This window comes from Mesocryomonas lacus, assembly GCF_055730135.2.
Window position 1 is genome coordinate 95,584 of record NZ_JBUZWE020000001.1, and the last position, 21,326, is coordinate 116,909.

At 68.5% G+C, this 21,326-nt stretch carries 15 protein-coding genes; 11 read left to right on the forward strand and 4 right to left on the reverse strand.

Going from position 1 to position 21,326, the window contains the following annotated elements; all coding sequences use genetic code 11:
* Positions 1–6 precede the first annotated feature (6 nt).
* The 6 genes from ccmI to ACZLZY_RS00515 all read left to right on the forward strand — a co-directional run bounded on the left by ccmI (position 7) and on the right by ACZLZY_RS00515 (position 6,902).
* Positions 7–1,242, forward strand: coding sequence for a c-type cytochrome biogenesis protein CcmI (ccmI, locus tag ACZLZY_RS00490; RefSeq protein WP_472931439.1), 1,236 nt, complete (start codon positions 7–9; stop codon positions 1,240–1,242).
* Positions 1,239–1,736 carry a cytochrome c maturation protein CcmE gene (gene ccmE / locus ACZLZY_RS00495; RefSeq protein ID WP_472931440.1) on the forward strand — a complete coding sequence of 166 codons (498 nt, stop codon included), beginning with the start codon at positions 1,239–1,241 and terminating at the stop codon, positions 1,734–1,736. The genes ccmI and ccmE overlap by 4 nt, the downstream gene beginning before the upstream one ends.
* Complete coding sequence (locus ACZLZY_RS00500; RefSeq protein ID WP_472931442.1) at positions 1,733–3,724, forward strand: heme lyase CcmF/NrfE family subunit; 1,992 nt, start codon at positions 1,733–1,735, stop codon at positions 3,722–3,724. The genes ccmE and ACZLZY_RS00500 overlap by 4 nt, the downstream gene beginning before the upstream one ends.
* Positions 3,725–3,777: 53 nt before the next feature.
* Positions 3,778–4,245: a cytochrome c-type biogenesis protein gene (locus ACZLZY_RS00505; protein ID WP_472931930.1), complete on the forward strand. Its 468-nt coding sequence runs from the start codon at positions 3,778–3,780 to the stop codon at positions 4,243–4,245.
* Between the two features lie 322 nt (positions 4,246–4,567).
* On the forward strand, positions 4,568–6,100 hold the full coding sequence (locus ACZLZY_RS00510) for a Do family serine endopeptidase (protein WP_472931443.1): 1,533 nt from the start codon (positions 4,568–4,570) through the stop codon (positions 6,098–6,100).
* A gap of 127 nt (positions 6,101–6,227) precedes the next feature.
* The gene (locus ACZLZY_RS00515) at positions 6,228–6,902 is read left to right on the forward strand and encodes a winged helix-turn-helix domain-containing protein (RefSeq protein ID WP_472931444.1); all 675 of its coding nucleotides are present in this window, start codon (positions 6,228–6,230) and stop codon (positions 6,900–6,902) included.
* A gap of 6 nt (positions 6,903–6,908) precedes the next feature.
* Here ACZLZY_RS00515 and ACZLZY_RS00520 read toward each other — a convergent pair whose 3' ends face one another.
* A complete protein-coding gene (locus ACZLZY_RS00520; RefSeq protein ID WP_472931445.1) occupies positions 6,909–7,298 on the reverse strand; it encodes a winged helix-turn-helix transcriptional regulator in 390 nt (129 codons plus the stop codon).
* A 98-nt stretch (positions 7,299–7,396) separates the two neighbouring features.
* Between ACZLZY_RS00520 and ACZLZY_RS00525 the strand changes: the two genes are divergently transcribed.
* From ACZLZY_RS00525 to ACZLZY_RS00540, 4 genes are all read left to right on the forward strand, one after another.
* Positions 7,397–8,128, forward strand: coding sequence for an SDR family NAD(P)-dependent oxidoreductase (locus tag ACZLZY_RS00525; protein WP_472931446.1), 732 nt, complete (start codon positions 7,397–7,399; stop codon positions 8,126–8,128).
* Between the two features lie 112 nt (positions 8,129–8,240).
* The gene (locus tag ACZLZY_RS00530) at positions 8,241–9,671 is read left to right on the forward strand and encodes a sensor histidine kinase (RefSeq protein WP_472931931.1); all 1,431 of its coding nucleotides are present in this window, start codon (positions 8,241–8,243) and stop codon (positions 9,669–9,671) included.
* Positions 9,646–12,615, forward strand: a complete 2,970-nt coding sequence (locus ACZLZY_RS00535; RefSeq protein ID WP_472931447.1) for a bifunctional [glutamine synthetase] adenylyltransferase/[glutamine synthetase]-adenylyl-L-tyrosine phosphorylase — start codon at positions 9,646–9,648, stop codon at positions 12,613–12,615. The genes ACZLZY_RS00530 and ACZLZY_RS00535 overlap by 26 nt, the downstream gene beginning before the upstream one ends.
* Positions 12,616–12,655: 40 nt before the next feature.
* Positions 12,656–13,420: an EF-hand domain-containing protein gene (locus ACZLZY_RS00540; RefSeq protein WP_472931448.1), complete on the forward strand. Its 765-nt coding sequence runs from the start codon at positions 12,656–12,658 to the stop codon at positions 13,418–13,420.
* 111 nt (positions 13,421–13,531) lie between these two features.
* Here ACZLZY_RS00540 and ACZLZY_RS00545 read toward each other — a convergent pair whose 3' ends face one another.
* Positions 13,532–15,769, reverse strand: coding sequence for a sensor histidine kinase (locus tag ACZLZY_RS00545; RefSeq protein ID WP_472931449.1), 2,238 nt, complete (start codon positions 15,767–15,769; stop codon positions 13,532–13,534).
* A 262-nt stretch (positions 15,770–16,031) separates the two neighbouring features.
* The gene (gene pepN, locus ACZLZY_RS00550) at positions 16,032–18,677 is read right to left on the reverse strand and encodes an aminopeptidase N (protein ID WP_472931932.1); all 2,646 of its coding nucleotides are present in this window, start codon (positions 18,675–18,677) and stop codon (positions 16,032–16,034) included.
* Between the two features lie 325 nt (positions 18,678–19,002).
* Here pepN and ACZLZY_RS00555 point away from each other — a divergent pair, with 325 nt between their 5' ends.
* Positions 19,003–19,953, forward strand: coding sequence for a DMT family transporter (locus tag ACZLZY_RS00555; RefSeq protein ID WP_472931450.1), 951 nt, complete (start codon positions 19,003–19,005; stop codon positions 19,951–19,953).
* 85 nt (positions 19,954–20,038) lie between these two features.
* On the opposite strand, the gene ACZLZY_RS00560 is transcribed toward ACZLZY_RS00555, so the two are convergent.
* A complete protein-coding gene (locus ACZLZY_RS00560; protein ID WP_472931451.1) occupies positions 20,039–21,286 on the reverse strand; it encodes an MFS transporter in 1,248 nt (415 codons plus the stop codon).
* Between the last annotated feature and the right edge of the window lie 40 nt (positions 21,287–21,326).

Sequence of the window (21,326 nt, forward strand, 5' to 3'; positions counted from 1 at the left end):
ATCGTTTTGTTCTGGATTATCGTCGTCCTCCTGACCGTCATCGTGACGCTTTCCTCGGTCTGGCCGATCCTGCGGCGGCGGGACGCGTCGACACCGCTTCGGGCCGAGTACGACGTCGAGGTCTATTCCGCTCAGATGAGCGAGCTGAAGGCGGATCTGGCGCGCGGCACGATCTCGGCCGACGAGGCGGGAATTGCCCGCGCCGAGATCGGCCGCCGGCTGCTGAAGGCGACGGCGGAGGCCGAGACGACGGCCGGCGCGCCGAAGCGGACGCGCGTCAAAGTCCGGCGCTGGCTGGCGGCGGGGCTGGTCGGGGCCGCGATGCCGGTGGCGGCAGTGGTGTTCTACTTCGAAACCGGCTCGCCGGAGATGCCGGACCTGCCGCTGCAGGCGCGCCTCTCGGTCGATCCCGCGCGGGCGGATCTGCCGACGCTGGTGGCTCAGGCCGAGGCACGGCTGCGCAGCAATCCCAATGACGGCGCCGGCTGGGATCTGCTCGGCCCGATCTACCTGCGGAGCGGCCGCGCCGACGAGGCGGTCACGGCGATCCAGAACGCCATCCGGATCCTCGGCGACAGCCCGGAGCGCGAGGCGGTGCTCGGCGAGGCGCTGACCCAGGTGGCGTCGGGCGAGGTGACGGATCTCGCCAAGGCGAGCTTCGAGCGGGCGCTGGCGCTGAACGCCGACTATTTGCCGGCGAAATTCTTCCTGGCGCTCGACCTGTCGCAGGAGAATCGTTTCCAGGAAGCCGGGCCCGCCTGGCAGAAGCTGATCGCGGCGAGCCCGCCGGGTTCTCCCTGGCTGCAGCTCGCGGAAATGGCGCTGGCCGATGCGCAGCAGAAGATTGCCGCGGCCAACGGCGCGCCGGCAGGGAATGCGCAAGGTGCTCCCGCCGTCGCCGGGGCTCCCGCCGTCGCCGGAGCTCCCGAGGTTGCGAGCACGGCGCCGCGTGGGCCGAGCGGCAGCGACATCGCGGCGGCTTCTGGCATGAGCGAAGACGACCGCAAGGCGATGATCGAGGGGATGGTCTCGCAACTGGCCGAGCGCCTGAAAACCGCCCCGAACGACGTCGAGGGTTGGAAGCGGCTGATGCAATCCTATAGCGTGCTCGGCGATGGAGAGCGGGCTCGCGGTGCCTACGCCGAGGCGAGCGCGGCGTTTGCGCAAGGCACGCCGGAGCGGACGGCGATCGACGGGGTGGCGGCACAGCTGGGCGTGGCGCCCGCCGGAGGGGTGAAATGACGCGCAAGCAGAAGCGGCTGGGCTCCATCGGCGCCATCCTCGTCGTCATCGGCGGCGCGGTGGCGCTGGTTCTCTCGGCGATGTCGAGCAGCGTCGCCTACTTCAACTCGCCGACCGACATCATGGCGCATCAGGTCGGCTCGACGCAGCGCATCCGGCTCGGCGGGCTGGTGGAGCAAGGCTCGGTCGACCGCGAGGCCGGCGAACTCGTCCGTTTCCGGGTGACCGACAGCGTCGAGAGCGTCGCGGTCGAGTATCACGGCCTGCTGCCGGACCTTTTTCGCGAGGGGCAAGGCGTGGTGACGGAGGGCGTGCTCGGGCCGGACCGGGTGTTCGTCGCCGACACGGTGCTGGCCAAGCACGACGAGACCTACATGCCGAAGGAAGTCGTCGACGACCTGAAGAAGCGTGGCCTCTGGGAGGACGGCAAGGGCAAGCCGATGCCGTCGAAGGCGATGGGCGCGGCGGCCGCGCCGACGGGAGCTGGAACATGATCGTCGAGATCGGCCATTACGCCCTGGTGCTGGCACTCGCCACCGCCATCGTCCAGTCGATCCTGCCGCTGATCGGCGCTCGCACGGGCGACGGCCGGCTGATGGAGACCGGCGAGGTCACGGCGATCGCTTGCTTCGCTCTGATCGGCCTGTCCTTTGGGGCGCTGACGGCGGCGCATGTGACCTCGGACTTTTCGGTCCGCAACGTCTTCGAGAACTCGCATTCGGCGATCCCGATGCTCTACCGCTTCACCGGCGTCTGGGGCAATCACGAAGGCTCGATGCTGCTCTGGGTGCTGATCCTCAGCCTGTTCAGCAGCCTCGTCGCGCTGTTCGGTCGCGATATTCCGGGCAGCCTGAAGGCGAATGTCCTGGCCGTGCAGGCCTGGATCACCGCGGCCTTCCTCCTTTTCATCCTGACGACGTCGAACCCGTTCCAGCGCCTGTCGCCGGCGCCGTTCGAGGGGCAGGACCTCAATCCGGTGCTGCAGGACATCGGCCTCGCGGTGCATCCGCCGATGCTCTACCTCGGCTATGTCGGCTTCTCCGTCGCCTTCTCGTTTGCGGTCGCCGCGCTGATCGACGGTCGGATCGACGCTGCCTGGGCGCGCTGGGTGCGACCGTGGACGCTGACGGCGTGGATCTTCCTGACGCTCGGCATCGCGATGGGCTCCTACTGGGCCTATTACGAGCTCGGCTGGGGCGGCTGGTGGTTCTGGGACCCGGTCGAAAACGCCTCCTTCATGCCCTGGCTCTCCGGCACGGCGCTGTTGCACTCGGCGCTGGTGATGGAGAAGCGGGCGGCATTGAAGATCTGGACGGTGCTGCTGGCGATCCTCACCTTCTCGCTGTCGCTGCTCGGCACGTTCCTCGTGCGCTCGGGCGTCCTGACCTCGGTGCACGCCTTCGCCACCGATCCGTCGCGCGGCGTCTTCATCCTCGCCATCCTGACGATCTTCATCGGCGGCTCGCTGGCGCTGTTCGCTGTCCGCGCGCAGTCGCTGGAATCGGGCGGCCTGTTCGCGCCGATCTCGCGCGAGGGCGCGCTGGTGTTCAACAACCTGTTCCTGACCACGGCCTGCGCGACCGTCCTCATCGGCACGCTCTACCCGCTGGCGCTGGAGGTGCTGACCGGTGAGAAGATTTCCGTCGGCGCGCCGTTCTTCGACCTGACCTTCGGGCCGCTGATGGTGCCGCTGCTGCTGGCGGTGCCTTTCGGGCCGCTGATGGCGTGGAAGCGCGGCGACCTCCTGGCGGCGGCGCAGCGGCTGTACTTCGCCGTCGGCGTGTCGCTGGCCGCCGTCATCATCACGCTGGCGGTGACGCAAGGGACGCGCATCCTCGCCGCTTTCGGCTTCGGCCTCGCGGTCTGGCTGATCGCCGGCGCCGGCGTCGACCTCGCGCTGCGCTCCGGCCTGCCGAAGGCGAAGGCGGGCGTCGCGCTGCGGCGCTTTGCCGGACTGCCGCGCTCGGCTTTCGGCACGGCGCTGGCCCATTGCGGCCTCGGCGTCACGGTGCTCGGCATCGTCACCACCTCGGCCTTCCAAACCGAGACGATCACCACCATGCAGGCGGGCGAGGTGCGCGATGCCGGCGGCTACCAGATCCGCTTCGACGGGATCACGCCGCGGCAGGGACCGAACTACACCGAGGAAGTCGGCACCTTCGTGCTCAGCCAGGGCGGGGTGGCGCAGAAGACGCTGGAGAGCGCCAAGCGCTTCTATCCCGCGCGGCAGATGCCGACGACCGAGGCCGGGATCCACACCCACTGGTTCAGCCAGACCTATGTCTCGCTCGGCGATACCGTGGCCAATGGCGGCCGGACCGTCGTCCGGCTCTGGTACAAGCCGCTGATCACGCTGATCTGGCTCGGCGCGGTGATGATGGCGCTCGGCGGCACGGTGTCGCTGGCCGACCGCCGCCTGCGGGTCGGCGCGCCGGCACGGGCGAAGGCCAGGCCGAAGCGCAGCCCGGAAGTGACGGCATGAAGCGGCTGGCGGAAATCGTCGTGGTGGCGGCGGGGCTCCTGATGGCGCCGGTGATGCTGCCGGCGATCCCCGCGGTGCCGTCCGACGGCCTCTTCGTCTCCGGCATGGCCTTCGCCGTTCAGCCGGACGAGGTGCTGCCGGATGCGGGGCTGGAAGGGCGGGCGCGAAAACTGTCGGAGGGGCTGCGGTGCCTCGTCTGCCAGAACCAGTCGATCGACGAGAGCGACGCAGCCCTTGCCAAGGACCTGCGCGTCCTCGTGCGGGAGCGCCTGGTCGCCGGCGACAGCGACGAGGGCGTGATCAGCTACATCGTCGCGCGCTATGGCGAGTTCGTGCTCCTCAAGCCGCGGCTGTCGATGGCGACGGTGCTGCTCTGGTCAACGCCGGTCGCGCTGATCCTGGCGGGCGCCGCCTTTGCGTTGTTCGCCTCGCGACGACGCCCGCGCGAAGGCGCGAGCGCCGGATTGACCGCGGACGAGGAGAATGCGGTCGAGCGGGCGCTGGCGGAGCGCGGCCTCTAGAACGCCGCATGACAGTCAGCCGGACAGCTTGAAAACCGCAGGGTCCGGACGCTGCCGGTCAACTTTGCTGTCTGCCTTGCCCCGGCCGACCGAAAGAGACGGCTTTTCGTGCTTCGCTCGGACTGTCCGTCCTCGGTCCCGTTGTTCCGCAACATTACCAAGCTTTCACGCATCCGAAGGGGTCCCGTAATCTGAACTCCCCTATCTCTGTCTGCGAAGCGGGAGAGGCATCGACGATGCCGCCGCCAGAGAACTTACGAAAAGGACGAAGCGCCGGTCGGGCAGCGTCGTTTTCGGGGACCTAGGGAAAAGGATGATTTCGATGCCAGACGTGATCCAGAAGTCCAAGCGCAATCGCCTCCTCGCCGCTGCCCTCGCCGCTGGCGTCGCCGGTTCCGCCTTCGCCGGCGGCGTGATGGTCAACATGGTGCCGAGCTACGCGGCGCCGGTGACCATCGAGGCGCCAATGACGAATTTCGGCTTTGCCGACGTGGTCGAGAAGGTGACGCCCGCCGTCGTGTCCGTCCGCGTCAAGGAAAAGGCGACCGTCGCGATGAACGACACCGACAGCGACCAGGCCAATCCCTTCGAGAACCTCCCCGAAGACCACCCGATGCGCCGCTTCTTCGAGTTCGGCCAGCGCGGCCAGGACGCGCGGCCGGGCGCACCGAAAAAGATGGATCCCCGCCGCGAGAACCGCCAGGCGACCGCGCAGGGCTCGGGCTTCTTCGTCAGCGATGACGGCTTCCTCGTCACCAACAACCACGTTGTCGAGGGCGGCGAGAACTTCACCATCGTCATGAACGACGGCAAGGAGTACGACGCCAAGCTGATCGGCACCGACAAGCGGACCGATCTTGCGGTGCTGAAGGTCGACGCCAAGAACGTCAAGTTCACCTATGTCGAGTTCGGCGACGATGCGAAGGCGCGGGTCGGCGAGTGGGTCGTGGCGGTCGGCAATCCTTTCGGCCTCGGCGGCTCGGTGACGGCCGGCATCATCTCGGCGCGTGGCCGCGACATCGGCGCGGGTCCTTATGACGACTTCCTGCAGATCGACGCGGCGGTGAACCGCGGCAATTCCGGCGGCCCGGCCTTCGATCTTTCCGGCAAGGTGATCGGCGTCAACACCGCGATCTTCTCGCCGTCGGGCGGTAATGTCGGCATCGCCTTCGCCATTCCCGCCTCGACCGCGAAGGGCGTCGTCCAGTCGCTCCGCGACAAGGGCTCGGTGCAGCGCGGCTGGCTCGGCGTGCAGATCGCCTCGGTCACCGGCGACATCTCGGATGCGGTCGGGCTTGCCAACGAGGACGGCGCTATCGTGACGCTGCCGGACAATTCGACCCCGGCGTCGGAAGCGGGCATCAAGACCGGCGACGTCATCACCGCGGTGAACGGCGAGACGGTCAAGGGCCCGAAGGAGCTGGCACGCAAGGTCGCCGAGTTCGCGCCGAACACCTCGATCGACGTCACGGTGTGGCGCGACAACGCGGCCAAGACGATCGCGGTGAAGCTCGGCAACATCGCCAGCCTCGACGAGGCCTCCTCGGCGGCGGGCTCGAGCGACGGCGCTCCGGTCGATCCGTCGGCGCTGTCGGGCTACGGCCTGACGCTGACGCCGTCGGAAGACGGCAGCGGCGTCGTGGTCACCGAGGTCGACCCGTCCTCCTCGGCCGCCGACAAGGGCGTGCAGGCCGGCGACATCATCGTCTCGGTCAACGGCAAGGCGGTGACCTCGCAGGCGCAGGTCCAGTCCGCACTGAAGGAGGCCGACAAGGGCGGCCGCAAGGCGGCGCTGTTCCAGCTGCGCAATGGCGAGCAGAACCGCTTCGTCGCCTTGCCGATCGCCAAGGGCTAAGCGGCCGGGCGAAAGCCCGGTCGTTCGAACGGGGGCGGCGGCTTGGTCCGCCGCCCTTTTTCATGGGGCATGATGAAAGGAGCGCAGCGCCATGGCGTTGTCCGCTGAATCCGCTACATCCCAATCCATGCGAATTCTGATCATCGAAGACGATCGCGAGGCGGCGGCCTACCTCGTCAAGGCGCTGAAGGAAGCCGGCCACGTGCCGGACCATGCGGGCGACGGTGCGTCCGGCTTCCACATGGCCGATACCCGCGACTATGACGTTATGGTGGTCGACCGCATGCTGCCCGAGCGTGACGGGCTGTCGGTGGTCTCGGGCCTGCGCGAGAAGGGCAACGGCACGCCAGCGCTGATCCTCTCGGCGCTCGGCCAGGTCGACGACCGCGTGACGGGCCTCAGGGCCGGCGGCGACGACTATCTCGCCAAGCCTTATGCGATCGCCGAGCTGCTCGCCCGCGTCGAGGTGCTCGGCCGGCGCCGGGGCGGGCGCGACGTCGAGACCGCGTACAAGGTCGGCGATCTCGAGCTCGACCGGCTTTCGCACGAGGTGAAGCGCGGCGGCAAGCCGATCGTGCTGCAGCCGCGCGAGTTCCGCCTGCTCGAATACATGATGAAGAATGCCGGCCAGGTGGTGACCCGCACCATGCTGCTGGAGAATGTCTGGGACTATCACTTCGACCCGCAGACCAACGTCATCGACGTCCACGTCTCGCGGCTGCGGTCCAAGATCGAGCGCGAGTTCGGCTCGCCGTTGCTCCATACGGTGCGCGGTGCCGGCTACATCATGCGCGCCGAGTAGGGCGCGCTACTTGGGGTCGCGCCGGTCGAAGTCGCGTTGCGCCTGCTGGACGTTCCCCGCGTGCTCCAGCGTCCAGACATAGAGGGCGGCGAAGGGGTCGCGCAGCGTCTGGCCGAGCGGGGTGATGGAGTACTCCACCGCCACCGGCGAGGAGGCGATCACCCGGCGCAGGATCAGGCCGTTCCGCTCCAGTCGCCGCAGCGCCTGTGTCAGAGCCTTTTGGGTGATGCCTTCCAACCGACGCCGCAGGGCGTTGAACCGTTGCGGCTGGGTGCAAAGCACGGACAGGATCATGATCGACCATTTGTTGGCGATCTCGTCGAGGATCGGCCGAGTTGCGGAGGCCAGAGCGAACACGGGGTCCGTCGGGTCGTCAAAGGGGATGTGAACGTTCATCGCGGTATCCTCTGATATACCTAGGCGATATGAAGTGCCTAATTGACCCCAGATATACAGGATATACCTAGGAGCTCCACTCAAAATGGAGCATTAACATGTCGAAACTGAACGGGAAGATCGCTGTTATCACCGGCGGCAGCAGCGGGATCGGACTGGCCACCGCAAAGCGGTTCGCCGCAGAGGGCGCCACCGTCCTGATCACCGGGCGCCGGCAGGCGGAACTCGACAGGGCGGTGAGCGAGATCGGTGGGAAGGTCGAGGCGGTGCAGGGCGACGTGACGGTTGCCGCCGATCTGGACCGTCTCCGTATGGCGGTGGCAGCGAAAAGTGGCCGGCTCGACATTCTCGTCGTCAATTCCGGCCAGGCCGAGTATGCGGTGCTGGAAGACAACAGCGAGGAGCACGTCGACAAGATCTTCGGTCTCAACGTGCGGGGGCTGGTGTCCACGGTGCGGACGCTGGTTCCGTTGATGGGCGAGGGCGGTTCGATCGTGCTGATCGGCTCGATCGCCGACGTGATGGGCAATCCGGGCTACGGCACCTACAATGCCAGCAAGGCGGCGGTGCGTTCCTATGCCCGGACGTGGACGGCCGAGCTTTCCGGCCGGGGGATTCGCGTCAACACGCTGAGCCCGGGGCCGATCGACACGCCGATGATGGCGGCGGCCTCCGAGGATATTCGGCAGAAGATTGAGTCGCGCATCCCGATGCGGCGGATGGGACGGCCGGAGGAGGTCGCGGCGGCCGCCCTCTTCCTTGCCTCGGACGAAAGCAGCTACATCGCCGGTGCGGAATTGTGCATCGACGGCGGGCTGACGCAGGTGTGAGGCGAGGGCAGGTGCCCGGTCTCGTGACAGAGAGAAGGGCGCTTGCCATGTTCGACAATTCCGCCGCCATCGCAGCCTCTGCGGCCGCCGTGCAAGCTGTCAGGGCCGATACCTGATGCGGCGGCTGCGGGCCTTGATGCGGATGACGGCCGTCCGCCTCTCGGCGGTCTATCTCGCGCTGTTTGCCATCTTTGCCGTGGTGCTGGTGGTCTACGTCACCGCGACGGCTGGCGGCATCCTGCAGAACCAGAGCCACGAGACCATTTCCGAGGAGATCGCCGAGCTCGGGCAGATCTACCAGAATGGCGGGATCGTTGGCTTGGTGCGGGCGATCGAGCGGCGTTCGCGGCAGCCGGGCGCCTCGCTCTACCTCGTCACCGACGCGACCGGGCGGATTCTTGCGGGCAATGTCGAGAGTCTCGAGCCCGGCGTCCTCGACGACAGCGGCTTTACCGAGAAGGCCTTCGGCTACGAGCGCTTCGCCGACGACGTCAACGACCGCTACCACATGGCGCTCGCCGAGATCGTTAGCCTGCCGAACGGCATGCGCGTGCTGGTCGGGCGTGACCAGAGCGAGCAGGAGCGGTTCCGCTTCATCGTGCAGCGGGCTCTGATCCTGGCGCTGGCGCTGATGGGGGCCGGGGCGCTGTTCGCCTGGTTCGTCGTCGGTCGCCGCGCGCTGCGCCGGCTGGACCAGATGTCGGCGTCGAGCGCGCGGATTCTGGCCGGCGACCTCGGCGAGCGGCTGCCGGTGACCGGGGCGGAGGACGAGTTCGACCGCCTGTCGGCCAACCTCAACACGCTGCTCGCCCGGATCGCCTTGCTGCAGGAGGGCTTGCGCCAGGTTTCCGACAACATCGCGCATGATCTGAAGACACCGCTGACCCGGCTGCGCAACCGCGCCGAAGGGGCACTGGCGGACGCTTCGTCCGGTGGCGATCCGCGGGCGGCGCTGGAGAGCAACATCGCCGAAGCCGACCAGATGATCCGCACCTTCGACGCGCTCCTGATGATCAGCCGCGTCGAGGCCGGCTTCCATCCCGCCGAGAAGGACGCGACGGACGTCGCCGCGATCGTCGCCGATGTCGCCGAGCTCTACGAGCCGCTGGCCGAGGATGCCGGCGGGCGCCTGGAGGTCCGGGTATCGGGGCCGGTCGAGGCGCATGCCAGCCGCGAGCTGATCAGCCAGGCGCTCTCGAACCTCATCGACAACGCCCTGAAATACGCGCCGCGGGAGGGTGCCGAGACCGTCGTGACCGTCGGCCTCGAGAAGCGGGGCGAGCGCTGCCTGCTGTCGGTCGCCGACAATGGTCCCGGCATTCCCGAGGACAAGCGCGGCCGCGTGCTGGAGCGGTTCTATCGGCTCGACGACAGCCGTTCCAAGCCGGGCTCCGGGCTCGGCCTGTCGCTGGTCCAGGCGATCGCGCAATTGCATGGCGGGCATGTTTCGCTTGAGGATGCCGGCCCGGGCCTTAAGGTCGTGCTCGACTTCCCCCTCGACGGAAAGGCCCGCGACGATGCCCGAAGGACCGACGCCGGCTGACGGCCTGAGGATTGGCGGCACGGCACAGCTGCTGCCGCTCGATTCGGCACGCGCCGCGGCGTGGATCGACGACCTCCACCGGCGTGCAGACGAGGACGGCTGCGCGCGCCTGTCCGCGCTCCTCGCGGTGCCGGGCGCGGACCGCGACCGGCTCGGGGCGGTGCTCGACCTTTCCGGCCATCTCAACGCCATCCTGCTCGCGCGGCCGGACTGGCTGGAGCAGCTGTTCGACGGTGATGCGCGCGCGCGGATCCACGCTATCATCGCGGGCCTTAGCGCTTTGCCAGGCGAGGCCGCGACCGAGAGTTCGCTGATGACGCTGCTGCGCGAGGCCAAGCGCGAGGCCTCGATGCTGATCGCGCTGCGCGACCTCTTCGGCGCGGCGGACGGGCGCGAGACCACCGCCGACCTCTCGGGCCTTGCGGAGGCCGCGGTGCGGGCGGCGGTGCGCTTTCTGCTCCTGGATCTACACGGCCGGGGAAAGCTGTCGCTGCCAGATCCGTCTCGACCGGAAACCGGCTGCGGCCTCTTCGTGCTCGGCATGGGCAAGCTCGGCGGGGGCGAGCTGAACTATTCCAGCGACATCGACCTCATCGTCCTGTTCGATCCCGAGGCCCCGGCGATCCTCGACGCGGACGAGGCGATCGACCTGTTCTCGCGGGCGGTGCGGCGCTTGATCCGGATGATCGGCGAGCGCACCGGCGACGGCTACGTCTTCCGCACCGATCTCCGGCTGCGGCCGGACCCCGGCGCCATGCCGCTGGCCATCCCGGTGCCCGGCGCCATCGCCTATTACGAGGCGTCGGGCCGCAACTGGGAGAGGGCGGCGATGATCAAGGCGCGCTGCGTGGCCGGCGATGCGGCGGCGGCCGCCGCCTTCCTCGACGAGATGACGCCCTTTGTCTGGCGCAAATATCTCGACTTCGCCTCGATCGCCGAGATCCAGGCGATGAAGCACCGGATCGACCGGCACCGCGGCTTCGATGGCGTGGCGGTGGCCGGGCACAACGTCAAGCTCGGGCCGGGCGGCATCCGCGAGGTTGAGTTCTTCGCGCAGACCCAGCAGCTGATCGCCGGCGGAAGGGCGCCGGGGCTGAGGCTGCGGCGGACGGAGGAGACGCTGCTGGCGCTGGCCGGCGGCGGCTGGATCGACCGCGCGGTCGCCGACGAGCTGATCGAGGCCTACTGGTTCCTGCGCCGCGTCGAGCATGCCATCCAGATGGTCGCCGACGATCAGACCCACACGCTGCCCGAGGACGTGCCCGGCCTCGAGCGGGTCGCGCGGCTGGCGGGATTTGCCGATCTCGAAGGCTTCTCCGGCGCCTTGCTCGGCCGGATGCGGGCGGTGGAGCGGCGGTTCTCGCAGCTCTTCGCCGGCGAGGAGAGGGGATCGGACGCGCCGTCGGTCGACAGCCTGCTCGGCGGCGAGGAGGATGCGGCCTTGCTCGAACGCCTCAGCGCGATCGGCTTCCAGCGCCCCGGCGACGTTGCCCGGATGCTGCGCAACTGGGGCGAGGGGCGTACGCGCGCGACCCGCGCAGAGGCGACGCGCCAGCATCTGGCGCGGGTGCTGCCGGCCTTGCTCGCGGCCTTCGCCAAGGCCGGCGACCCGGACGCGGCGATGGCGAGCTTCGACGGCTTTGTTGCCAAGCTCCCGGCAGGGCTGCAGTTCTTCTCGCTGATCGCCTCCAATCCGCGGCTGCTCGATCTGCTGGCGCTGATCATGAGCGCGGCGCCGCGCCTGGCCGAGACGATCTCGCACCGGCCGCACGTCTTCGATGCGCTGCTGGAACCGGCTTTCTTCCGCGAGATGCCGCGCGCCGCCGATCTCGCGGAGCGCCTCGCCGCCTTCCTCGTCGAGGCCGACGGCTACGAGGACCGGCTGATCCGGCTGCGCATCTTCACGTCGGAGCAGAAGTTCCTCGTCGGCGCGCGGCTTTTGGTGGGCGCAATCGAGGGCGAGGCGGCAGGCCGTGGATACTCGGCCATCGCGGACGTGGTGCTGGCCGCGGCGTTCGCGGCGGTCCAGGCGGATTTCGCCGAGCGGCACGGGAAGGTGCCGGGCGGCCGCGTGGTGCTGCGCGGCATGGGCCGGCTCGGCAGCCGCGAGATGACGGCGGGCTCCGACCTCGATCTGCTGCTGCTCTACGACCACGACGCCGAGGCCGAGGAGTCCGACGGCCCGAAGCCGCTGCCGGTCAGCGTCTACTACATCCGCCTGACGCAGCGGCTGATCGCGGCGCTGACGGCGCCGATGGGGGAGGGCGTGCTCTACGACGTCGACTTCCGCCTCCGCCCCTCTGGCAACAAGGGCCCGCTCGCCACCCATGTCGACGCCTTCCGGCGGTATCAGGAGACCGAGGCCTGGACCTGGGAGCGGATGGCGCTGACCCGCTCGCGCAACCTGGCCGGCGATGCGGATCTCTGCGCGGCGGTGGACGAGACGGTGCGCGACGTCATCGCCGCGCCGCGCGATGCCGACACCTTGCGGGCCGACGTCGCGGCGATGCGGGCGCGGCTGTTGCGGGACAAGCCGCCCCGGGGTGCCCTCGATCTGAAACGGCTTTCCGGCGGGCTGACGGACCTCGAATTCCTCGCGCAATGGGCGGTGCTCGAGGGTCTCGTCGGCGCGGACATGGTCGGAGCGCCGACCGCGCAGGTGCTGGCCGCGCTCGATGATCTGCCAGCCTTACGGATTGGTAAGGCGGCAGTCAGTCTGCGTTCATCGATGGACGCCTACACCAGGGTCATTCAACTGACCCGGCTCGGCCCGTCCGATGTCCAGGGGATCGCCTCTCTTCCGCAAGGCCTCGCCGAGCGGGTGGCGAAAGCCCTCGGCGTCGACGGGTCCGAGGGGATCGAGCCGGTCATTGGAGAAACCGCGGCCCTCGTGCGTTCCACGTTCGAGCGGCTGCTTCCCCTGGTTTCCGAGGACGGCGTCTGAAGCCGCCCGGAGTGCACCCCGCGGTGCAGAAGGAGTTCACATGAACCGAATCAAGCAGCTCGTCCTGTGCGGCGTCGTCATGACCATCGGCGCGTCCGGCTTCGCTTACGCGCAGCCCGCGACCCCGCCGGCGCCACCGGCCGCCGCCGCCCCAGCGCCGGATGCCGCCGCGCCTGGCGCCACCGCGCCCAATGAGGCGATGTCCGACGAAGCGATGCCGGGCGACGAAATGCAAGGCGACGCCATGGCCGGCGATGATGACGACGACGCCGATGACGCAGACGTCAGGCCGATGCCGGGCCCGGGTGCTTCGGCCGAAGAGGGCCAGCGCGGCCGGCGTGGACCGATGGGCTGGATGGACAAGAACCAGGACGGCACCATCGACAAGGCCGAGTTCCAGGCCGGCAAGCTCGAGCGCCTGAAGGCGGCCGACACCAATGGCGACGGCACGCTGTCCGAGGACGAGCTCGAGGCCATGGTCCTGAAGCAGATGGCCGAGCGCCGCGCGGCGCGGATGATGAAGCGCCTCGACATCGACGGCGACGGCGTCGTCACGCTGGCCGAGAGCGAGGGCATGCGCGACAAGCGCTTTGCCGTTCTCGACCTCAACAATGACGGCAAGATCGACGCCCGCGAACTGCGCGAGGCGCACCGCGGCGTCGGCCCGTCCATGAAGGGTCACGGCATGAAGGGCCATGGCAAGGGTCCGCACGGCGAGGGCCGCCATCACGGCGGGCGTCACGACGGCGGCATGGAAGGGCGTCACCACCACGGCAAGTCGATGGGAGGCCCGCGCGGCGAATAATCTGCCGGCCACCTAAGACAAGGACGACATGAGAAAGGCCCCGGAGCGATCCGGGGCCTTTTCTGCGGGCGGTCTTTATTGGGGCGGTGGGGGGGTCAGGTGTTTCCGGCGTCAGGCAGCTTCGGCGCGATAGCTGTCGACCGGGGCGACGAAGCGGGCATCCAGCGGCAGCCGGACCGACACCACGGTGCCGATGCCGACCTGCGAGGCGATGCGCATGGTGCCGCCGTGCAGCTCGACCAGCGAGCGAGCAATGGCGAGGCCAAGGCCGGTGCCCTTGTTGGTGCGCGTCAGCTCGTTTTCCACCTGCTCGAACGGGCGGCCAAGGCTGCCGAGGGCGGTGCGCGGGATGCCGATGCCGGAATCGCGGATGGTGATGACCGCCGTCTCGCCGATCTGGCGGGCCCTGAGATCGACGGTGCCTCCGGGATCGGTGAACTTCACGGCGTTGGCGAGGAGGTTGAGGAGGATCTGCTTGGTGGCGCGGCGGTCGGCGGCCAGATTCAGCTGGCGCGGCACGACGGTGCGCAAGGCCAGCCGCTTCTGCTCGGCCTGGATCTCGACGAAGCGCGTCGCCTCGACGATGATCTCGCTGAGGTCGATCGGCTCGGGCGAGAGCATCAGGCGTCCCGCCTCGATCTTCGACATGTCGAGGATGTCGTTGATCAGCTTCAGGAGGTAGTGGCCGCTGTCGTGGATGTCGGCGGCATATTCGGTGTATTTGGCCGAACCGATCGGGCCGAAGGAGCCGTCGCGCATGATCTCGGAGAAGCCGATGATCGCGTTGAGCGGCGTGCGCAGTTCGTGGCTCATATTGGCGAGGAAGGTGGTCTTGGCGCGGTTGGCGCCTTCCGCCCGCTCCTTCTCGACGATGTAGGACTCGTTGACGTCGGACAGCTGGCGGGCCTTCGCCTCGGCATCGCGGCGGGCGGCGGAGAGATCGTTGATGGTCGCCATCAGGCGGCGCTCGGAATCGCTGAGGCGTTCCTGGTGGACCTTCAGCTGGGTGACGTCGGTGCCGATGGAGACGAAGCCGCCATCGCTGGTGCGTCGCTCTGAGACCTGCAGCCAGCGCCCGTCGGCGAGCATCGCCTCGGCCGCACGCTCGCCGGCGACGAAGCTCGGGCTGGTCAGTTGGCGCGTCTCGATCGGCTTGCGGGCGCGCGCCATCACGGTCTCGTAGCTGGTGCCTGCGGTCACCTCGGCATCGGCGAGGCCATAGACCTCCTGGTATTTCTTGTTGCACAGCACCAGGCGGCCGCGGCTGTCCCAGAGGACGAAGCTCTCGGAAATGTTCTCGACGGCGTTCTGAAGGCGGGTGTTCGCCTCGTCGGTGCGCTTGGCCAGCGCATGCTGCTCGGAGACGTCGACGGCGACGCCGATGACGTGGATCTCGTTCTCGGCGTTGCGGGTGACCTCGGCACGGGCGCGGAGCCAGATGTACTGGCCGTCGCTGCGGCGCATGCGGAAGGAACGGTCGAGGTTCACGACCTTGCCGGAGGCCGCGGCGCGGGCGACCTGGAACAGGCTGCCATCGTCGGGGTGGAGAAGCTGGGCAACCTCGGAGAAGGACAGGACGCCGTTCTTGGCGGGCATGCCGAGGATCTCGTACATCGAGCGCGACCAGTACATGCGGCCGCGGGCAAGGTCCCAGTCCCAGAGGCCGCAGCGGCCGCGCGACAGAGCGGTGTCGACCCGCTGGTGCGCCATCATGTAGAGCGCGTCGGCCTCGCGCGCCCGGACGGTCTGGCGGAAGTAGGCGTAGAGCACGACCAGCATCACGAGGCTGGTGAGGGCGAAGAGGGTGACGTTGATCGAGACCGAGCGGCGCCAGTCGGCGTAGAGGTCGCTCTCCTTCTGGATGAAGGTGATCGAGCCGAGCGGGGCGGCGAGGGTGGCGCTGGAGACGAGGGCCGGCTCACCCTCGAAGGTCGTCTCGATGACGCCGGCGCGCTCGCCGAACATCATCAGCGGCTGGATGCCGGATAGAAGCGTATCGAGGCTGGCGCCGAGGTGGCGCTCATAGCCCGGCAAGGCGCCGACGACGGTGCCGGCGGGATCGGCGATGATGGCGAAGCGGCCGTTCTCGATCAGCTCGCTCGGCAGAGCGCTGGTGAGGAGGGCGTCGGCTTCGTCGGCGAGCGTCGCGCCTTCCAGCGGGGCGGCGTTGACCAGCGCGGCGCGCTCGGCGCGCATCAGGCTGGCGCCGATCTTAAGGCTCTGGATCGCCTCGTCCTCGACCAGCCGCCGATCCTCGACCAGCGACAGGAAGCGGGCGATCGCGAGAACCGCGAGGAAGCAAACGATGAGGATGGGGATAGCGCGCCGCAGCGCCGGTTCCGCCGACATGAGCGTCCCGGTATGGCTGGGTCGAACGAGCCCCCTGGCCCGAAGGACGATGTCCGAAAAACGTTTCAGCAGACCCTCGAATCGGGACAAGCGTCCCCCTGCCGGTACGCTTGCTGCGTCCGCACCCATGCCGCCAAACCTTTGAAAGACCCCGTGGTGATCCGGCACGCCGCACATCCGAATCACCGCCACTTGATCAGACGCGAATCACCTTGTCCATACCTTGAGAAAAGGTGAATTTTTACCATTGACTTGGAGTCAATCAGCCCAAAGATCTATCCACAATATCGCGAAGATCCACCGAAAGGTTATTCTTTTCAGCCAGTTGAGCAAGGACAACCCGGGCCTGCTCGCGGCGGCCCTGCTCGAAGCAACGCCATGACCGAAAGGCCGTGGCGAGGCGTGCCGAGATCTGCGGATTGAGTTCGTCGAGCGAGTGAATCATTTCGGCCACCCAGGCATATCCGGCCCCGTCGGCGCGGTTGAACCCGACCTGATTGCCGGCCGCGAAAGCGCCGATCAGCGCCCGCGCCCGGTTGGGGTTGGCGAGCTGGAATTTCGGATGGGCGGCCAGCGCCTTCACCGTCTCGAGCGCCTCGGCGGTCGGTGCCGTGGCTTGCAGCGAGAACCATTTGTCGATGACCAGCGCATTGTTCTCGAAGCGGTCGTAGAAGTCGGCGAGCGCCTGGTGCGTCGCCGGGGCATCGGGGAAGCGGTGGCAGAGGACGGTGAGGGCGACCAGCCTGTCCGTCATGTTGCGCGCGTCGGCGTACTGTTCGGCGGCAAGGTCCGGCTGGCCGGCGGCGGCCGAGAGGAAGTCGAGCACGGCATTGCGCAGCGACCGGCGGCCGGCGCTCGCCGCGTCCGGCGCGAAGTCGGCGGCGTCGGTGAGCTCCGCCCGCAAGGCGGTGAAGGCAGTGCGGCCGCGCTCGCCGATGGCGCCAATGATCGCCATGCGCGCGGTGTGGATGACGTCGGGGTCGACGTTGTCGCCGATCAGCCGGGCGATGTCGGCCTCGCTCGGCAGCGCCAGCGTCTGCGCGCGCAAGGCTGGCTCGAGCGACGGGTCGGTGGCGGTGGCGACGAGCGCATCGACGATCGCCGGATCGATGGTCGGGGCGCGGCCGCCGCGGGCGTCGCGGGCCGCCGCCTCCAGCGCCTCGCCGGCGAGATCGGACAGCGCCCGCCAGCGGTTGAAGGGATTGGGATCGAGCCGCGCCAGCGCCAGCCGGTCGGCGCCGCTCTGGGCAAAGCGCAAGGTCACCGGCGCGGAGAAGTCGCGCAGGATCGAGACGTAGGGCCGCTCGCCGAGGCCCTCGAACACCACGGTCTCCTCCGCCTCCCGCAGGTGGATCACGTCGCCCTCGACCTCGGCGCCGTGCAGCGGCCGTGCCGCCATGTCCTGTCCGTTCGATCCGACGAGTCCGAAGCGGACCGGCAGGTGCATCGGCTTCGTGCCGGTGCGGGCGGTGCCCTGGGCGAGGGACTGACCGAGCGTCAGGGTCAGCTGGCCGAGCGCTGCGTCATACTCCTCGCGCACCGACAAGGTCGGCGTGCCCGCCTGGTCGTACCAGAGCGCGAACTGGCTGAGGTCGGCGGAGGTCGCGTCCTCGAAGCAGCGGATGAAGTCCTCGATCGTCGCCGCATCGCCGTCGTGCCGGTCGAAATAGAGGTCCATGCCCTTCCGGAAGCCGTCGGCCCCGAGAATGGTCTCGATCATCCGCACGAGCTCGGCGCCCTTGTCGTAGATCGTCGCGGTATAGAAGTTGGAGATCTCGCGGTATTCCCGCGGCCGGACGGGGTGCTGCAGCGGCCCTTGGTCCTCCGGGAACTGGTGCGCCTTCAAGCCGCGCACCGAGGCAATGCGCTTGACCGCCGCCGAGCGCTCGTCGGCCGAGAATTCCTGGTCGCGGAAGACCGTAAGGCCTTCCTTCAGGCAGAGCTGGAACCAGTCGCGGCAGGTGATGCGGTTGCCGGTCCAGTTGTGGAAGTATTCGTGCGCAATCACCGTCTCGACGCCGGCATAGTCGGCATCGGTGGCGCTCTCGGGGTCGAGCAGCACGTATTTATGGTTGAAGACGTTGAGCCCCTTGTTCTCCATGGCGCCCATGTTGAAGTCGGAGATCGCCACGATCGAGAACACGTCGAGATCGTATTCCCGGCCGAAACGCTGCTCGTCCCAGACCATCGAGCGCTTCAGCGCGTCCATGGCGTAGAGCGATTCGTGCGCGCGGCCCTTCTCGGTGTAGATCGCCAGCGCGACGCGGCGCCCCGAGGCGGTGGTGAAATGGTCGTCGAGCCGGTCGAGGTCGCCCGCGACGAGAGCGAAGAGGTAGGCGGGCTTCGGGTGCGGGTCGTCCCAGACGGCGAAGTGGCGGCCGCCCTCAAGCAGCCCGTGCTCGCCGGGATTGCCGTTCGACAGGAGCACCGGGACGCTCGCCTTGTCCGCCTCGAGCCGCACCCGGTAGGTGGCGAGGACATCAGGTCGGTCGAGGAAATAGGTGATGCGGCGAAAGCCTTCGGCCTCGCACTGGGTGCACCAGACGCCGTTCGAGCGGTAGAGGCCCATCAGCTTGGTGTTGGCGGCCGGATCGAGCCGGGTGCCGATGGCGAGCGAGAAGCGGCCCGCGGCCGGCAAGCCGGAGACCGACAGTTCGCGCGGGCTGGCGGTATCCGCCGCGGGTGCGACGGCGACGCCGTCCAGCGTCAGCGAGGCCAGCGCCAGCTCGTCGCCGGCGAGCACCAGCGGCGCCGATTCCAGCGTGCCGGCGCGCCGCTCCAGCACCAGCGTGGTCAGGACGTCGGTGTGCCCGTCGAACAGTTGAACAAGCATGTCGACCGTGTGCACGACGAAATCGGTCGGGCGATAGTCCTCGAGGCGGATGGCAAGGCCCTGTTCGGTGCGCAGCATGGAGAATCCTTCGGAGCGGCCAGCGTTTGGTCAGCCGGGATAGACTGCCCCGCGGGGTTTGCAAATGGCGCGCGGCGCCTGAGTAACTGTAAGCCTGCATTCTTCGGCTGTAACCGTCTTCCGCAGCTTCGGCCCGGCGGCCTCGATGACGAAGCGGCAAGGCGGGAGACAAATGGTGACGCCGGCGGCCGGCGACGGCGGTTGCCACGGCCGGCGGCCTCGGCGACAAGGGACACGGGCGCCAGCGCAGCCGGACTGGCCGGCATCACGCCGCGCCCGGCGAGAAGGCGGCGCGGACGTGCTGCCGAGAGGCATGAGCGGCATGAGCAGAGCAGTGGCGAGCGGGCTCCAATCGGACCCGGCGCGGGGCATCGGACTGAAGATCATCTCGGTGGTGGTCTTCGTCGGGATGCAGACCTTCATCAAGCTGTCGGGCGACGACATTCCCCCCGGCCAGATCGTCTTCTTCCGCTCGTTCTTCGCGCTCATCCCCGTCGTCGCCTATCTCGCTTGGCTCGGCGATCTCGGCACGGCGCTGAAGACCGACGACCTGCCGGGCCATGTCTGGCGCGGGGTGATCGGCGTCACCTCGATGTCGCTCGGCTTCTTCGCGCTGACGCGGCTGCCCTATCCCGAATGGATTTCGATCTCCTACGCCTCGCCGCTCCTCACCGTCGTCTTCGCCGCGGTGTTCCTGAAAGAGGTCGTGCGGCTCTACCGCTGGTCGGCGGTGCTGGTCGGCCTCGTCGGCGTGCTGGTGGTGGCGCTGCCGAACCTCACCTTCTTCGAGGCCGGCTTCGACCGGGCGCAGGCGGTCGGCATCCTCGCTTCGCTGGGCTCTGCCGCCGTCGCGGCCGTCGCGATGATCCAGGTGCGGCGCCTGGTGCGGCACGAGAAGACGGCGACGATCGTCATCTATTTCTCGCTGACCTGCTCGGCGATCTCGCTGGTCAGCTTGCCCTTCGGCTGGGTCTGGCCGACGCCGGGCCAGGCCTGCGTCCTGGTGCTCGCCGGCCTCTGCGGCGGCGTCGGGCAGCTGCTCCTGACCGCCTGCTACCGCTACGCCGACGCCTCGACCATCGCGCCGTTCGAGTACACCTCGCTGATCCTCGCGGTCGGGCTCGGCTACTTTCTGTTCGCCGAGGACGTCACCTGGACGACGCTCCTCGGCTCGCTGATCGTCGTCGGCGCCGGCATCTTCATCATCTACCGCGAGCACCGCCTCGGCATCGAGCGCAACAAGGCGCGCAAGGTCTCGCCGCCGGCGGGGTGAGCGTACCGGGAACGAGCGCCTTTGCGGCCCGCCAGCCAGGCCGTTTCATTGGCGTAGGGCGGCCGGGCCTGTCGAAGCTGCTGCCTCAGGCGTTCTGCGGCGCGCTCTCAGCGCGCGGATCGAGCGCGAAGGAGGCGGGGGTCTGGGTCCGCGCCAGCGGCGTCGTCTGGAAGTCCGACCGCTCGGAAGCCGGCGGCGCACTGCGGCGGAAGGTGCGGTAGTAGGCATAGCCGGCGAAGATCGCATGCGCGGCGCCGGTGGCCGCGAAGATGCCGGAGGGGCCGAAAGTCTCCATCAGCCAGGCGGCGAGCAGCGGCCCGCCCATGGTGCCGAAACCGTAGAGGATGAGAAGGCCGCCGGAGACCTTCACGAAGTCCTCCGGCCTTGCATAGTCGTTGGCGTGCGCGACCGTCAGCGAATAGGCGGGGTAGATGACACCGCCGAGGATGAAGGCGGTGGCGAACAGCCAGTAGGCATTGCCGCTTTGCGACACGAGCGCGACGAGTGCGATGGCGACGCCGATGAGGCCGGCGACGGTCATCACGTAGCGACGGTCCATGCGGTCGGACATCCGCCCGAGCGGGTATTGGAAGACGATGCCGCCGGCCATGGTGGCGGCGAGGAGCGTCGCGATCTCGGTGTTGGAGAAGCCGAGGCGCTGGCCGAACACCGGCGACATGTTGTTCCAGGCGCCCGACAGGACACCGGCAAGGAACACCCCGACCGCTGCCGCCGGCGAGTTGCGGTAGATCAGCTTGAGGTCGAGGCTGGTCGTCGTCAGCGGCTTGGGGGAGGGCGCCTTGGACAACGCGGTCGGGATCACCGCCAGTGCGAACAGGATGGCGCAGATCATGAACGGCGTCGTCAGCTCGGGGCGCGAGAGCGGCATGATGTACTGGCCGCCGGCCATCGCGAGCATCGAGATGATCATGTAGAGCGAGAACACTCGGCCACGGGTGTCGTTGGTGACGCGCTCGTTCAGCCAGCTCTCGATGATCATGTAGCTGCCAGCCAATGCGAAGCCGGCAAGGCCCCGGATCAGGATCCAGGCGATCGGGTGCACGATCATCGCCAGCATCAGGACGCCGATGGCCAGCACCGCGCAGAGGCTGGAAAAGGTCCGCACGTGTCCGGCCTGGCGCACGATGCGCGGCACGACGAGGCAGCCGATGGTGAAGGCGATGGCGTAGCCGGTGCCGAGCAAGCCGATCTCGTAGGTCGACCAGCCCTCGATCGCGCCGCGAACGGGGAGGAGAATGCCCTGCAGACCAGCACCCGCCATCAGGAAGAAGGTCGAGATCAGCAGCGAGACGATCGGCAGAAGGGCGGTCATGGCAGGCTTTCGACGGGGGCCGATGCGGCTCGGCGACCAT